Here is a 16958-nt window from a genome sequence, read left to right as displayed (position 1 = left end):
TCGTTGCCTCCTTTGCCTCTTAATGATACATAGAATATTTTATCACAGACATGTTTTAAACGCTTGTAATGGAGCTTAGATAGAAGCTTTTAATTAGATAATAACAAAACTGCACCATCGGATGATGTCATCCATCCAAGGTGCAGTATCTTGAGGTGCTGGAACAAGAGAGTTGTAAGCAGGATCCGATCAATAATATCTGTATATTTTATCCGCTCTGTCAAAATACTTCTCTTTCCGGGGCACGGCTTCAGCTTGTTACTTCGATTCCCATTCTTTTCTTATCTCGTTCTAAAATAGGTTTTAAATAACGACCAGTATGTGATTCTTCTACCTCTGCAATCTCTTCTGGCGTACCAGTAGCTACTATGGTACCTCCACCATCTCCCCCCTCTGGGCCAAGGTCAATGATGTAATCCGCAGCTTTGATTACATCGAGGTTATGTTCAATAATAACGACAGTATCACCATTTTTGACTAGTCTTTGAATAACGTCTAACAATCTAGAAATATCATCAACATGTAAACCAGTTGTCGGCTCATCAAGAATGTAGAGAGACTTCCCATTCGAGCGACGGTGTAATTCACTCGCTAGCTTCACCCTTTGTGCTTCCCCTCCAGAAAGAGTAGTAGCAGGCTGTCCTAGACGTACATAGCCAAGCCCAACATCAAACACTGTTTCCAGTTTTCTTTTAATTTTCGGGATATTTTCGAAAAATTTTAGTGCTTCTTCAATGGTCATGTTTAGAACATCGGCAATATTTTTCCCTTTATATTTCACTTCCAATGTTTCTCGATTATAGCGTTTTCCTTCACATACTTCACACGGAACGTAAACATCTGGTAAAAAGTGCATTTCGATTTTTATAATCCCATCTCCCCGGCAGGCTTCACAGCGACCACCTTTTACATTAAAGCTAAAACGACCTTTTTTATAGCCCCTGATTTTGGCTTCGTTTGTTTGGGAGAAAACATCTCGAATATCATCAAATACCCCTGTATATGTTGCCGGATTGGAGCGGGGTGTTCTACCAATTGGGGATTGATCGATATCTATAACCTTTTCAAGGTGTTCGATCCCTTTAATCTCTTTATGCTTACCGGGCTTATGTTTAGCTCGGTGTAATTTTGCTGCAACGCTTTTGTGTAAGATTTCATTGATCAGACTACTTTTCCCTGATCCAGATACACCTGTTATAGCAGTAAATACACCGATCGGAATTTTAGTATTGACATTTTTTAGATTATTCTCGCTTGCCCCGATAATTTCAATAAAACGATCTTTAATTTCATGGCGCTCGCTTGGAATAGGGATGAATTTATTACCAGAAAGGTACTGTCCTGTTAACGAGCCTTTCTTTTTCATTACCTGTTTAGGTGTACCTTGAGCAACAATTTCCCCACCATGCTCTCCAGCTCCTGGACCGATATCAACTAAATAATCAGCAGCAAGCATCGTATCCTCATCATGTTCGACGACAATCAACGTATTGCCAAGATCTCGCATTCTTTCTAATGTTGCAATTAACCGATCATTATCACGTTGATGCAGACCAATCGATGGCTCATCCAATACATATAAAACTCCCGTTAAAGCTGAACCAATTTGAGTCGCAAGACGTATACGTTGTGCTTCTCCACCAGATAATGTCCCTGCAGCTCTCGATAAGGTTAAGTAATCCAGTCCCACATTGGACAAAAAGGTTAGGCGATCATCCAATTCTCGAATGATCATCGCAGATATCTGTCGCTCTTTCTCTGATAAATTCAATGTTGTAAAAAAATGATGTGCCTCCGTGACAGATAATTCGGTAACTTGTCCTATATGTTTTTGATTAACTTTTACTGCCATCGCTTCTTGGTTCAATCGATAGCCTTCACAAGTTGGACATGCTTTTGTTGCCATATATTTTTCCATCTGCTCACGAATGAAATCAGAGGAGGTTTCTCTATATCGACGAGCAATATTGTTTAAAACACCTTCAAAATAAATATCATTCTCTCTCGTCATTCCATAATCATTTTCATAGCGGAAGTTTATCTTTTCTTTGCCACTACCTTTTAAAATTTTATCCAACTGGCTTTTCGGAAGCTTCTTCACAGCTATATCCATATCAATACCATAATGATCACAAACACTTCTCAACAACTGGGGATAGTATTGCGAGCTAGTCGGCTCCCATGCTGAAATAGCCCCTTCATTTAGTGATAGATCACGATTTGGAATAACCAAATCTACATCAACCTCTAACTGTGAGCCAAGCCCATCACATGTTGGACAAGCACCAAAAGGACTGTTAAATGAAAATAGTCTTGGTTCTAGTTCGTTAATAGAAAATCCACAAATTGGACAGGCATGCTTCTCACTAAATAGTAATTCTTCTTGACCGATAACATCTACTACTACTTGACCGTCTCCTAATCGAAGGGCTGTTTCAAGCGAATCGGAAAGACGTCCTTCTATGCCTTCTTTGACGACAATTCGATCAATAACTACTTCAATCGAATGCTTTTTATTTTTATCCAATTGAATTTCATCACTTATTTCACGCATCTCTCCATCTACGCGTAGTCGAACATATCCTTCTTTTTGGAGATCTTCTAATACTTTAGTATGCGTTCCTTTACGTCCAGTCACAACTGGAGACAGGATCTGAAGTTTGGTTCTTTCTTCATATTCCAATATTCGGTCAACCATTTGCTCGACCGTTTGAGAAGTGATTTCAACCCCATGATGAGGACAAACGGGGTGCCCGACACGTGCAAACAGTAGTCTCATATAGTCATATATCTCCGTGACCGTGCCTACGGTAGAACGAGGATTTCTACTGGTTGTTTTTTGATCAATCGAAATGGCCGGTGATAATCCTTCAATTGCATCGACATCTGGTTTGTCCATCTGTCCTAAAAATTGACGTGCATAGGCAGATAAAGACTCAACATACCGGCGCTGTCCTTCTGCATAGATTGTGTCAAAAGCTAGTGATGATTTACCTGATCCTGATAAACCAGTTAAAACGACGAGCTTATCCTTAGGGATCTCTATGGATACATTTTTTAAATTATGGGCACGTGCTCCCTTAATCGATATTGTTTTTTTTGCCATTGAATGTCACCCTTCTGCTTTCCATTCTAAAACTAAATCACGAAGCTCTGCTGCTCGCTCGAAGTCTAATTCTCTTGCTGCTTGCTTCATTTCTTTTTCCATTTTTTCGATTAGCTTGTCTTTCTCTTTCTTTGTCATATCCTTTAGTTTCGGTGTTTCCTCACCATACGCTTCTTCTGTCTCTGCTGCCATCGTTGCTCGAATCACATCACGAACTTCTTTCTTAATCGTTTGTGGTGTAATGCCATGCTCATGATTATATTCTTGTTGCTTTTCCCGTCGACGATAGGTTTCGTCAATCGCTTTTTGCATAGAGTCGGTCATTTTGTCTGCATACATAATGACCTTTCCATTTTCATTTCGGGCAGCCCTTCCCATTGTTTGAATCAACGAACGCTCTGATCTTAAAAAGCCTTCTTTATCAGCATCTAATATCGTCACTAAGGAGACCTCAGGAATATCTAACCCTTCACGTAACAAGTTAATTCCTACTAGAACATCATATTTACCAACACGTAAATCACGAATGATTTCAATCCGCTCTAATGTTTTTATTTCAGAGTGTAGATAAGCTACCTTCATTCCAATTTCTTTTAGGTAATCCGTTAAATCCTCGGACATTTTTTTCGTCAATGTCGTAACCAACACTCTTTCATTACGTGCTATTCTTTGGTTAATTTCCCCAATCAAATCATCTATTTGTCCATCGATTGGTCGAACGTCTACTTTAGGATCTAAAAGCCCAGTTGGACGAATAATTTGCTCCGTCATTTTTGGCGTATGTTCGAGCTCATATGGCCCAGGTGTTGCCGAAACAAAGATAAATTGATTAGCTTTTTCTTCAAATTCCTGAAAGGTTAGTGGTCGGTTATCTAAAGCAGATGGCAATCGGAATCCATGATCTACTAATACTTGCTTTCTTGCCTGGTCTCCATTATACATTCCCCTTATTTGCGGTAAGGTAACATGAGATTCATCAATTACGATTAAGGAATCCTCCGGAAAATAGTCTAGTAATGTATAAGGAGTAGAGCCTGCATCTCGTATTGCTAGGTGACGGGAGTAGTTCTCAATTCCTGAACAAAAGCCCATCTCTGCCATCATTTCGAGATCATAATTGGTTCTTTGCTCAAGTCTTTGTGCCTCCAATAATTTATCCTCTTCCCGGAACTTCTTCAATTGATCGGCTAATTCCTTTTTAATGTTTTCCATTGCAACCTTTAGCTTCTCTTCTCTTGTGACGAAGTGGGAAGCTGGAAATATAGCAATGTGTTCTCGATCTCCGATAATTTCACCTGTTAGAGCATCAACTTCACGAATTCTGTCAATCTCATCACCGAAGAACTCTACACGGACACAATGCTCTTCTCTTGAGGCTGGAATTATTTCAACCGAATCGCCCCGTACACGAAATGTTCCACGCTGAAAATCTATATCATTCCGTGCATATTGGATGCTAACAAGTGTTCGCAACAATTCATCACGTTCCTTCTCCATTCCCACTCGTAAAGAAAGAACTTGACTACGGTATTCCTCAGGTGAACCTAAACCATATATACAGGAAACACTTGCTACAATTAAAACATCATTCCGTTCGAACAATGCAGAAGTAGCAGAGTGCCTAAGCTTATCTATTTCATCATTAATGCTCGCATCTTTTTCAATAAAGGTATCTGTTGATGGCACATATGCTTCTGGCTGGTAGTAATCATAATAACTAACAAAATATTCGACTGCATTATTCGGAAAAAATTCCTTGAATTCACTATAAAGCTGTCCAGCTAATGTTTTATTATGGGCGATAACAAGAGTTGGACGATTTATTTCTTTTACAACATTAGAGATGGTAAAGGTTTTCCCTGTACCTGTAGCTCCTAATAATGTTTGATATCGTTTCTTTTTCTCTACTCCATAGACTAATTCCTTAATCGCGCTTGGTTGATCCCCTTGCGGCTTGTAAGGCGATTCTAGTGAAAAAACATTTTGCTCCATCGTGATACCTCCATTCAACATATTCTCTATTATACACTAACTTCCAACAAAAAGCGAACAAATATTCGTTTGTGTAGTTATATTTTTCATTATAACCAACTAGCGAACGTCAAAACATCCCATAGCAAAAACACAGCTATCGAATTATAGCTGTGCTTCCTCTTACATCACGTCGCTTGGTCATACTGATTCACTTCAAACAAATCAATTAACTCAATATCCGCATGTTTATCTATAAACCATCTTAACGCAAAATCATTTTTAAATAAAACGAGAAACTCATCCTCACGATCCTTTACAAGTAAATTACGCTCATCAAATAATGCTGGATCTACTTGCTCCTTCTTCAACCACCGTGGTATTCTATCACCGATTGATTCAAGCAGGACCTCGACATTATATTCGTGCTTCATACGATGCTGAAATACTTCATATTGAAGCTGACCAACTGCACCTATAATGTAAGAATCCGTTGGATAACCACGAAACAGCTGAATGGCTCCCTCCTGTACCAGCTGTTCAATTCCTTTTCGAAACTGTTTAGCCTTCATGACATTCTTTGCTGTTACACGTTGAAATAGCTCTGGTGGAAATTGTGGTAATTCATCATATTCAAAGGTTTTCTTTCCCTCTAACAACGTATCTCCAATCCGATAAGAGCCCGGATCATATACTCCAATGATATCACCAGGATAGGCTTCTTCTACTGTATCACGAGATGAAGCAACGAACTGCTGTGTTTGGCCTAATCGAATGGTTTTTCCTGTTCTAGCTAGCTGTACATTCATTCCCCGCTCAAACTTCCCTGAGCAAACACGTAAAAAAGCAATTCGATCACGATGCTGAGGATTCATATTTGCTTGGATTTTAAAGATAAAGCCTGAAAAATCTGGATAATCAGGGTGGATTACCTCTTCTTTCGTTCTTCGCGGTCCTGGTGCAGGGGCTAATTTAATAAAAGTATCAAAGAATACTTCCACACCAAAGGGTGCTAATGCACTACCAAAAAATACTGGAGTTTGCTCACCTTGGAGAACCCGTTCTAAGGAAAACTGATCACCAGCCTCATTTAATAATTCCAGCTCCTCAAATGTTTCTTTGTAAGTCGGATGTTCGCTAATCTCTTTATTCTCTTCTAGATCCATATCCTTTAAATCAATATACGTCTCCGCTTCATTTCCATTAAACCGAATAAATTGATCATGATAACGATCCAAAATCCCTAAAAATCTTTTCCCCATACCAACAGGCCAATTCATTGGATATGTCTCAATATTTAATACTTCCTCAATTTGGTCTAATAAATCAAGTGGTTCTCTACCTTCTCGGTCTAATTTATTAATAAAAGTAAAAATAGGAATTCCGCGCATTTTACAGACTTTAAAAAGCTTAATCGTTTGTGCCTCAATCCCTTTCGTTGCATCGATGATCATCACAACACAGTCAACAGCGGTTAATGTTCGATACGTGTCCTCACTGAAATCCTCGTGCCCAGGTGTATCTAGAATATTAACTTTCAATCCTTCATATTCAAAGTTCATCACACTTGACGTTACCGAGATACCCCTCTGTTTTTCGATTTCCATCCAATCCGATGTGGCAAATTTCCCAGATTTCTTCCCTTTCACTGTTCCTGCCGATCTAATCAAATTCCCTTGTAAAAGTAATTTTTCTGTCATGGTCGTTTTCCCTGCATCAGGGTGAGATATAATCGCAAAGGTCTTGCGCTTTTGAACCTCTTCCTGTAATCCCATTCCAATCCCTCTTTCACCGATTTATTGATTTCATTACTTATAACGTCAACTTTTTCCGATAGTTAAAAATAGCAGTTTATTGATCAAAAGTCAATCATGATGAAATCCGTTATTTTTCTTGTTATAATATAATGATGGTTTGCAAAAGTGTTTGATAAGGATGGGATTTTATGCAACACATACAAATGAACGAACAATCGATTCGCCAATTAACTGGTGATCGTTTTTATCATAGAGGACTTCAATATTATAAAGATGGTAAGGTTTACGGCCTGTCCTACAACCCTTCTACAAATTCGTGGAGAGGATTAGTAAAAGGAGCAAAGGTATATACGATTCGCATCTATTTTACAGACAATTTAGATATAGAAACCACCTGCAATTGTCCAGCATTTGCATCAAATGAGACGTGTAAACATATTGCAGCGGTTTTGCTTGCTATCACACAGGATGCTCAATCGAATCGAAGGAGATATGCGGTGGACCGTGATACACGTTCCGCTCCTACTCAAGATACAGATTTATTTGCTAAGCAATTACTTCACACCTTCCGTGAACAGAAGAAAGCAGATGGATCGCCACAAATGCTCCAAACCGAATTTCAACTTATTCTAAAACGAGCAAATAAAAATACGCAATATGCCTTAGCTTTAGAATTAAAAATAGGGGACAAGAGACCTTATGTCATACGGGATATTCGCTCTTTTTTTAAGGCATGGCTAATGGGGGAATCCTATAAAGTCAACCATTCCTTTACCTATTTTCCATCCCAACATTTTTTTCCTTCATATGACAAGGAATTAATCGAGCTATTATTGTCCTGTTATGAGCAAGAAAGGCTATTTGGTAATAGCTATACACTAAAAATGGAGCAACCAAGAAGTGTTTATTTACCACCAAGTGTTAGTGATCTATTTTTGAAAAAACTATCGAATACGAATCATACATTTAAACAAGAGCTGAACAGAGAATTTAGTTCGATTGAATTTAGCGAAATGACCGAACAGTTAGAATTTAAAATTGACTATTTACAATCAAATGCTTATTCATTAGAAATGTCTGATTTAAGCTCCTATTATTTTCTGGAAAGCTATCGCTATTTAATTAAAGATCATCATATTTATAAGATGAATAATAAGCAAAAGTTAATTTTAGAGAAGCTATTTCGAATTGTTCCACTTCAATCTAAGAAAAAACAACTTATTTCACCATCTGAAATGGATACGTTTGTTCGAAATGTTCTGCCCCAATTCGAACAAGTTGGGAAACTGGAAATGACAGAACGGATGTCTAAACAATTAAACACAAATCCCCTTAAAGGCAAGGTGTGGGTAGAGGAAGTGGAAGGGGCTATCAGATTAGATATTGCCTTTCAATATGGAGAAACAACTATTTACCCATTAAAAAATGAAATCATTGGGGAAGGAATTGTAAAAAGAGATCCTGTAAGAGAAGAGCAACTACTCCTTCTCTTGCGCGATAGTGGTTTTATCGAGATTAATCAAGCCATGTTTTTGTTTCAAGAGGAAGCTATCTATCAGTTTCTTCACGATGGCTTAGAAGCATTAGAGCAGCTAGCTACCGTCTTGGTTTCATCCCAAGTTAAAAATATGATCATTGATCCATCACATTACACGTTAAACTCTATGGTAGATTATCAACCTTCCGAGGGTATGCTAGATATCACATTTGATATCGAAGGAATTACAGAGGAACATGTCACAAATATACTACAAGCATTAATTGAGAAAAAACGGTTTTATCGAATACCGAACGGCGCATTATTACAACTCGAATCTGAGGATTTCTCATCCTTTCAACGCTTACAGGAGCAATTACATTTAACCAAAAAACAATTACAAGAGGGACAAATCAGTGTTCCCGCAGCAAGAAGCTTTCAAATTGAGGAGCTGCTGGAGGCTAACAAGCATCGTTTCACAGATGCCTTTAAGAAAATGCTAACAGAGCTTAAAAACCCTGCACAATTAGAGTTTTCGCTTCCAGATAAGCTCAAAGCAGAAATGCGTGATTATCAAATTACTGGATTTCAATGGATGAAAACCTTGTCCCATTACCATTTAGGTGGCATACTGGCAGATGATATGGGACTTGGAAAAACATTACAAACGATTAGCTACCTATTATCAGAAGTAGAAATGACAGCAGATCGATATCAGGCATTGGTTATCGCACCGGCTTCCTTGCTATACAACTGGCAAAAGGAAATCGAAAAATTCGCACCAACTCTCAGTTCGGCGGTTATCATCGGTTCCAAGACACAACGGGAAAGCCTATTAGAAAGGAATAAGGATACGAATATTTTAATCACATCCTATCCCACTTTAAGAAAGGATCAAGATTTATATGAGGATAGCAGGTTTGATTGTATTATCTTAGATGAGGCACAAGCCATCAAAAATCACCTAACCTTGACAGCAAAGGCCGTTCGTTCCTTACAAGCTAAACAATTTTTCGCATTAAGTGGTACACCGATAGAAAATTCACTTGAGGAGCTTTGGTCCATTTTCTATACGATCTCACCTGGTCTTTTTGGTAGCAAAAAGACATTCAGCAACCTAGACTCCAGCTATATTGCAAGAATTACAAGACCATTCATTTTACGACGTGTAAAAAAAGATGTATTGGATGAGCTTCCAGAAAAAATCGAGTCTGTTCAATATTCTGAATTAACTAAGCCACAAAAAGAGGTATATTTAGCTTATTTACAACGGATACAACAAAATTTAGATAAAACGATTGAACAAGGTACTTTTGATAGAGGTAAGATAGAGATTTTAGCAGGTATCACAAGATTAAGACAAATCTGTTGTCATCCGAGCTTATTCCTTGAAAATTATCAAGGAAGCTCTGGAAAGCTGGAAGAATTATTAGAATTAGTGAAAGATCTGAAATCTCAAGGAAAAAGGGCGCTTATCTTTTCTCAATTTTCGAGTATGCTTACAATTATACGCAATGCACTAGAAGAGGCAGAAATTAATTGTTTTTATCTCGATGGATCGACACCATCTGATCAACGGATGAAAATGACCGAGGCATTTAATGAAGGGGAAAATGGATTCTTCTTAATTTCATTAAAAGCCGGTGGTACAGGTCTAAACTTAACTGGTGCAGATACAGTCATCTTATTCGACCTCTGGTGGAATCCGGCAGTAGAGGAACAAGCAGCAGGTCGCGCCCATCGCATTGGACAGAAAAATGTGGTCCAAGTCATTCGCTTTATTACAGAGGGAACGATTGAGGAGAAAATCTATCAGCTCCAGCATAAAAAACGGGAATTAGTGGAGCAAATTATTCAGCCTGGCGAAACCTTATTATCCAAACTCTCCGAAGACGAATTAAAAGAATTGCTACAATTTTAAACTTGAATATGGAATTGCTCCCGAAGATTAGATATTTAGTCTAATTTTTGGGGGTAGCTTATATTCGAGGATTTTTTTTATAATATAATTTGACATAATGAGTTGTTGCAAGGCAGGATAAAAGAATTTATCTTGGTTAAAGTAGGTTTGATTAGTGAGATCACCAAGATAAAAAAATATATCTCGGCTATACCCAGCTTGCTTACTGAGATAACCAAGATATAGACTATTTCTAGATTTTATCAAAAGCGTCGACCTATCAGCACACATGTTATTCTTTTACAAATAACGCTCCGAGCTCATGGTGCTCTCCTTCATAAAGGGCAGCCTGCGCAAATCGCACCTCTCCATTAGTGTCTTTAATCGAAAGCTTGCAAAATGCACGATTTGCTTGTACTGCGTGATAAAACTGATTTTCTGTTTCTACTTTTTCTCCATTAACCTTCACAATTCGTTCACTTGGCTTCAATCCTAAGGTAACAGCAACCGTTCTTGGTAGGACACCAAGAACCATGACCCCTTCTCCCCCAAGCTGAAAAACAGAATCCTGTTCTTGATCATGTAGTCGAAAGCCATATTGGATAATAAACCTTCCAATCATCGAAACTATAACGGCAATCAACGAAATGACCGGATAAAAATATCCGGCAATTGCCAACAACACGATGACGCCAGCTAATAGCATGACATTTCTAGCAATCCACCTTGCACCCTTTACAGGTAAAATATTGCTCACTGCATGCTCAAAACCAATAATAAACGGGATCAGCATTAAACCATAGGATTCTCCTCCAACATTTAGTACTGGCCACCAATCTGCAAAAGGCTCAATTGCACCAGACGGTAACAAACAAAATAAAGGGACAATCGTTGCTTTTTTAATGCGATGTCTACCTAGATTCTTTCCACGTTTACTTTTCGTAACTTCTGGATAGGTGTCCATTGTTTTCGTTCGGTATAATAAGATACTTTCGATTATAAGTAATGCAGCAATTAAATATGGTATGTACATAAAATCAATATTGCTCAAGTCTTTCCACCAGCTTACAGGTAAGATAGCTTCGCCAAACACGTCTAATAAATAAACCATAATTGTTAGAATTCCTAATGTATAGCTTGCTGACAAGAAAAAAAATCGTTTAAATAACGATAATACGATCATAATAATCGCCAAAAGATATACAACAGGAATGGTTACAGTAAGTCCAAGTCCTACTACTAAAATGGATAGAAGCAGTCCACTTATAATGGAGAAGGCCCATGTTCCATTAGCCTCATGAAAATAAGAAAATACTTTAGTACCAAAAGTAGCTCTTTCTTTCTTCATTCTAAAATAGCTACTCCACCATAGTAATATTAGAAACCAGTACAAAAATGGCTGTGCAAACATTCTTATAATAGCTAAGCCCACTTCTATGATCCATTCCAACATGACCTACCCCTTCCGAACAGCTTGTACTCTCTATTATGATAAAAAAATTAACTTTTGGCTACCCCTAAATTGCATTTATCAAAAAATTAAAGAAGTGAAGGAAACAATAGTCTCCTTCACTTTATATTGGTTTATTTTGTGATTATTTCTAGGGCTTTTTCTAACTGTAGATCGTCTTCCCCATTTCGAATATGTTCCATTAGTTCTGATTGTAAGACTTCAGCTGTATTTTGGTCTACTTGACCTGTTGCTTCTAGATCATTATCTGTCTGGAATGCCTTCACTGCAGACGCTGTTGATTCATCAAAATAGCCATCATTTCTATCGACTTCATATCCTAACCCATCTAACATAATTTGCAAGTTCTCAATACTTGGATCACTTTCGTCAAGACTTAAAGGATCGTCTTCAATTTGAATTGGATTAGCATAGTAATAGTCTGGCATTTTTTGTTCAACCGTTGGTTCCACCCCTTTTTCATGAATCCAGTTTCCTTCTGGTGATAACCATTTAAAACGAGTTAACTTAATCGTAGAACCATCGCCCATAGGCACTGTTTGCTGAACGGTACCTTTACCAAAAGAAGTAGTTCCAACAACCTCATAATTTAATGCTTCCTTTAAAGAAACTGCTAATATTTCCGAGGCAGATGCACTACCTTCATTTATTAACGTAACAACTGGATAATCTTTTGGTGACTCTAGCTTAGAAAAATACCTTGATTTTTTACCCGTTGGATCTTCAATCTGTAGGTAAGGTGTTTCTTTTGGAACAAACATTTTTAAGAGTTCCTCCACTGTTGGAAGTAAGCCACCAGGATTGCCACGAACATCGATAATGAGTCCATCCATTCCTTGTTCCTCTAGCTTAGTTAGTTCTTTTTTAAAGTCACTAGCTGTGTTCTCTGAAAACGAGGTAAGCTCCAAAATACCAATTAGTTTTCCATCTACCTCTTTTGTATCCACATATACCGTTTCTAATGGGATAGCATCACGGGTTATTTCTAATTCAATGAGTTCTTCAACTCCAGGTCTCCGAATTTCAAGACTAACCTTAGAGCCCTTCTCTCCTCTAATTTTGTTCACTGCTTCCTGCAAATCTAAACCTTCTACACTATTTCCATCCACTGTAATAACTTGGTCATTTGGTTTTAATCCGGCTTTTTCTGCAGGAGAATCTTTTATAGGTGCAACAATGGTAACATTTCCACCGACCATGGAAACCTCTGCGCCGATTCCTTCAAAGGAGGATTCAATTTGTTCATTAAATTGCTCCATGGTTTCTTGATCCATGTAGGAACTGTAGGGATCCTCTAAGGAACCTAGCATTCCTTGAATCGCACCTTCAATTAGCTGTTTATCTTCCACGTCTTCTACATAATTTTCTTTAATGACGGTAAATGCATTCACTACTTTTGACATTTTCCCCATGTTCTCTTGTATGGACTCTTGTTGATCAGCCAATTCTAATAAAAGATCTTGATCTGAGCTAGCTGCACCATTATCTAGTATTTCAAATTTGGATAGCAATTGAACACCAAAATATGTACCAAACCCTCCAATAAAAATTGCTACCACTACAATTAAAGCAAAATATCTTTTCTTTATATTCATTGTTCCACCCCATACGATACAATTAATTTAATTCCTTGTATTCAAGCTTATAAAAGCCTTTCCTATTTTATACTATTATTTCATTTATATTTTTAGTATAAAAATTCTCACATTATATATTATGACCGTTTAAAAAAGACATCACAAGTATTTTGTGATGTCTTACTAGTATTTATTTCTTTATGGTAGATAATTCGCTGGATTTACTCCCCCATGATAGCTCCATTTTCCAATATGAACTTCAAAGTGTAAGTGACTACCGTAAGAGTCTCCAGTATTCCCCATCCCGCCAATTTTTTGACCTTGGGAAACATTCTGCCCAGCACTTACACTTATGCTATTTAAGTGTGCATAGACCGTGGTTAGATCTAAAGCTGTATGATAGATATAAACAACATTTCCATAGCTTGAAGAGTAATTGGCTCTTGTCACTACACCAGATGCTGCGGCATGCACTGGAGTTCCTACACTATTCGCAATATCTAATCCATAGTGGAAGCCACCACCATTAAAAGAACGGTAACCATATTCTGAAGATCTTCTTCCGGTTGTCGGCCATTGTAAACTACCGCTACCACCTGCTGATAGGCCTGATCCTCCAGAAGAAGATGGGCTATTAGAAGATCCGCTACTATTTGATTTTTCCTCAGCTAATTGATTAATCTTCTGTTGTGCTTCTTTCTTTGCTTTTTCAATGATTGCTGCTTGATTTGCTAAGGTTTCTTGTTGTTCAGCCAAAGACATTTTATGACTATGTAATTCTTGCTCTTGTTGCTCTAGGTCACTCATTAAATCCTGCTTTGTATCCATCTGTACATTTAAATCTGCCTTAATTTGATCCAGCTCTGCTTTTTGGGTCTCAAGATTCGCTCTATCTGCCTCTAATTCCTTTTTATTTGCTTCTAGAGATGCTTTTTCTTGTTCGATTTCTTTCTTGTTTGCTTCTACCTTTTTCTTATTTTCACTTAATTTTTTCTTATCAGCTTCTTGATCTTCCATGATTGTTTTATCGGAATCCATGATCTTATTTACCGCTGTGGCACGATTAATAAAATCACCAAAGCTTTGTGCACCAAAAATGACTTCTAGGTAACTTATATTTCCACCATTTTGTTGAATAGAGCGCAATCTGTTTTTTAAAAGTTTCTCACGCTCTTTTATCTTCTCTTCTAGTATTTTAATTTCTTCTTCTAATGCTTTTATTTCTTCATTCAAGGTATTGATTTTTTCTTCTGTTTCTTGAATTTCATTTTCTGTTTGTGTAATCTTACTAGTTGTTTCAGCAATCTCTTGCTCTTTTGCCACTAATTGTTGTTGAGTAGATGTTAATTCAGAATCAATTTGATTGATTTCAGAGTTAGTCTCTGCTTGTTTTGCTTGATTTTCCTCTAACTCCTCTTCTGTTTCGCTTACTTTACCTTCTATTTCACTTGATTCACTCTCCACACTTTTTTTATCACTTTCTAAATCATTGATTTTATCCTTTAATTCATTTACAGATTCAGCCGAAACTGTACTCGAAGCACTAAATATGAATAATATAGCAAAAATCATTGTGAATAGCTTCTTCACACCTATTCTCCTCTCTTCTTGTAAAACATTTCTCGTCTTTATATGTAATAATTCGTGTTGTTCTATGTTTCTATGAGGAAAGCGATTCTAAAGCAAGTTCCTGCTTGCTTTAGAATGCTAATTAGACTAAACTTTTAGGAATTTTCGTACACTCATCAAGCTTCCCCAAACACCAATGGAGACTCCAATAGCGATAATTAGTCCTGCCACTTGAAAAGCAAATGGATTAAATGGAAGTATTTTTACAAAATTAAATTGCTGCAATAGCACTAGATTACCTGATAGATAGTAATATCCTATCATGATGATAGCTATTGGAATAATACTTCCTAGTAGACCTAGAATCATTCCTTCCACAAAAAATGGCCAGCGAATAAACCCATTCGTTGCACCTACTAGTTTCATAATCCCAATCTCTTTTTTCCTTGCTAAGATTGTAATCTTAATAGTATTGGAGATTAGGAAAATAGCTGTAAAGACTAATGCTGCAATTAATACAAGACCAATATTTCTTGCATATTGATTAAATGTGAACAATTTCTCCACATAGTCTTGTCCATAGTTAACCTCATACACGCCATTCAATTCTTCTATTTGACTTGCAACCTTTTCCGTATCTGTAGGATCTGTTGCTTTAACGATAAATACATCATTCAAAGGGTTATCTTGTTCATACAAGCTCCATGCCTGACCTTGTTCCCCCATGCTCTCAATCAGATTATCGAGTTCCTCTTCCTTTGTCGAAAATTCTACTGTTTCTACTTCCTCAATGCTTTTAATATTCTCTTCTAGTTGATCTACCTCTGTTTGTTCTACTGTCCTGTCAATTAGTGTTTTAATTTGTACATCATCTTCCAATGCTCCAGCTATGTGATTCAAATTTAACATCACAACTAAAAATACGCCTACGAGAATCAAAGTTGTCGTCACTGCGCCTACTGATGCTATTGTCATCCAACCATTTCTAACTGTATTTTTCGCGCCTTCTTTTAGGTGTCTTTTTAGTGTATTAAATTTCATAGCCATATTCACCTCGATGCTCATCACGGACAATAACGCCGTCTTCCATTGCGATTACACGTTTTTTAATCGTGTTTACGATCTCTTTACTATGAGTCGCCATGATGATCGTTGTTCCACTTGCATTGATATCTTCTAAGATGTGCATTATTTCCCAGGAAGTATTTGGATCAAGGTTACCTGTTGGCTCATCTGCAATTAATATACCTGGGTGATTGACTATTGCCCGGGCAATAGCTACCCTTTGCTGCTCTCCACCAGATAATTCATCTGGTATAAACCTCGCTTTATTTTTCAATCCTACTTGATCTAGCACATTCATCACTTTTTTACGAATGCTCTTTGGATTTTCCTCTATTACTTCTAAAGCAAAAGCAATATTTTCATAGACTGTTAGCTTTGGTAATAATCGAAAGTCTTGATAGACAACACCAATATTCCGTCGAAAATAAGGTACTTCTTTCCATTTGAGCTTCGTTACGTCTTGATCATTGACTAGTATTTTACCCTTCGTTGGGATTTCTTCTCTGAACATTAATTTGGTGAAGGTAGATTTCCCTGCACCACTATGCCCTACTATGTAAACAAATTCACCTTGCTTAATGTTCACACTTATTCCATTTAGTCCGACTACTCCGTTCGGATAAGTCATGTATATATCTTGCATCTCAATCATATATAAAATCACCTTTTTATTAATTTTAGTCATATTTCGCAGCATTTACCCAAAATATGATACATTCAAACCTCACAGTTGCAATTATAACATTTTTCGCGCAGAAATTCGGCTAAATTTTTATTACATTTGTGTTTCGTTTGATAGTTCTTTTTACCCAAAATAACAATAATAGTAATAAAGAACCATGAACTTATGTTCTTTTTAGGATAAATTCCCAATAAAATTAGAGCTTCATTGTATTTCATTAAATAATTACAATACTTTGCAATATGGAGAATATTTTCCCAGTCATTATATATGTATAAAGAACTAGTTTCAATTACCTGCTTTTAGGCCATATGTAAAGATTACCATTATGGAGTTTTTAGAGGAGAACCTCCTTCATCGCTGTTTATTTTCTACAATTTATG

At 37.2% G+C, this 16958-nt stretch carries 9 protein-coding genes; 1 reads left to right on the top strand and 8 read right to left on the bottom strand.

The genetic code is table 11. The features are described 5' to 3' along the window. Positions 1-250: 250 nt before the first annotated feature. The 3 genes from uvrA to ACZ5R4_RS20495 form a co-directional block, all read right to left on the bottom strand. A complete protein-coding gene (gene uvrA, locus ACZ5R4_RS20505) occupies positions 251-3106 on the bottom strand; it encodes an excinuclease ABC subunit UvrA (protein WP_277678764.1) in 2856 nt (951 codons plus the stop codon). Positions 3107-3112: 6 nt separating this feature from the next. Beyond that, positions 3113-5098 carry an excinuclease ABC subunit UvrB gene (uvrB, locus tag ACZ5R4_RS20500; RefSeq protein ID WP_464367921.1) on the bottom strand — a complete coding sequence of 662 codons (1986 nt, stop codon included), beginning with the start codon at positions 5096-5098 and terminating at the stop codon, positions 3113-3115. 167 nt (positions 5099-5265) lie between these two features. Then, positions 5266-6852 carry a peptide chain release factor 3 gene (locus tag ACZ5R4_RS20495; RefSeq protein WP_109983538.1) on the bottom strand — a complete coding sequence of 529 codons (1587 nt, stop codon included), beginning with the start codon at positions 6850-6852 and terminating at the stop codon, positions 5266-5268. A gap of 170 nt (positions 6853-7022) precedes the next feature. Between ACZ5R4_RS20495 and ACZ5R4_RS20490 the strand changes: the two genes are divergently transcribed. Continuing rightward, positions 7023-10232, top strand: coding sequence for an SNF2 helicase associated domain-containing protein (locus tag ACZ5R4_RS20490; protein WP_464367920.1), 3210 nt, complete (start codon positions 7023-7025; stop codon positions 10230-10232). 271 nt (positions 10233-10503) lie between these two features. Here the strand turns inward: ACZ5R4_RS20490 and ACZ5R4_RS20485 are convergent, their stop codons facing one another. The 5 genes from ACZ5R4_RS20485 to ftsE all read right to left on the bottom strand — a co-directional run bounded on the left by ACZ5R4_RS20485 (position 10504) and on the right by ftsE (position 16545). After that, positions 10504-11661, bottom strand: coding sequence for a PDZ domain-containing protein (locus ACZ5R4_RS20485; protein ID WP_464367919.1), 1158 nt, complete (start codon positions 11659-11661; stop codon positions 10504-10506). A gap of 134 nt (positions 11662-11795) precedes the next feature. After that, on the bottom strand, positions 11796-13277 hold the full coding sequence (locus ACZ5R4_RS20480) for a S41 family peptidase (RefSeq protein ID WP_109983541.1): 1482 nt from the start codon (positions 13275-13277) through the stop codon (positions 11796-11798). Between the two features lie 180 nt (positions 13278-13457). After that, positions 13458-14849, bottom strand: coding sequence for a murein hydrolase activator EnvC family protein (locus tag ACZ5R4_RS20475; RefSeq protein WP_277678761.1), 1392 nt, complete (start codon positions 14847-14849; stop codon positions 13458-13460). 126 nt (positions 14850-14975) lie between these two features. After that, on the bottom strand, positions 14976-15869 hold the full coding sequence (gene ftsX, locus ACZ5R4_RS20470) for a permease-like cell division protein FtsX (RefSeq protein ID WP_109983543.1): 894 nt from the start codon (positions 15867-15869) through the stop codon (positions 14976-14978). Then, positions 15859-16545 (bottom strand): cell division ATP-binding protein FtsE, encoded by a 687-nt coding sequence (ftsE, locus tag ACZ5R4_RS20465; RefSeq protein WP_054859900.1) that lies wholly within the window; start codon positions 16543-16545, stop codon positions 15859-15861. Before ftsE ends, ftsX begins: the two co-directional genes overlap by 11 nt. Positions 16546-16958 lie beyond the last annotated feature (413 nt).

Source organism: Gracilibacillus sp. JCM 18860 (assembly GCF_055395245.1).
Note: the sequence above shows the minus strand (reverse complement) of the source record. Positions and strands in the feature narration are given on the sequence as shown.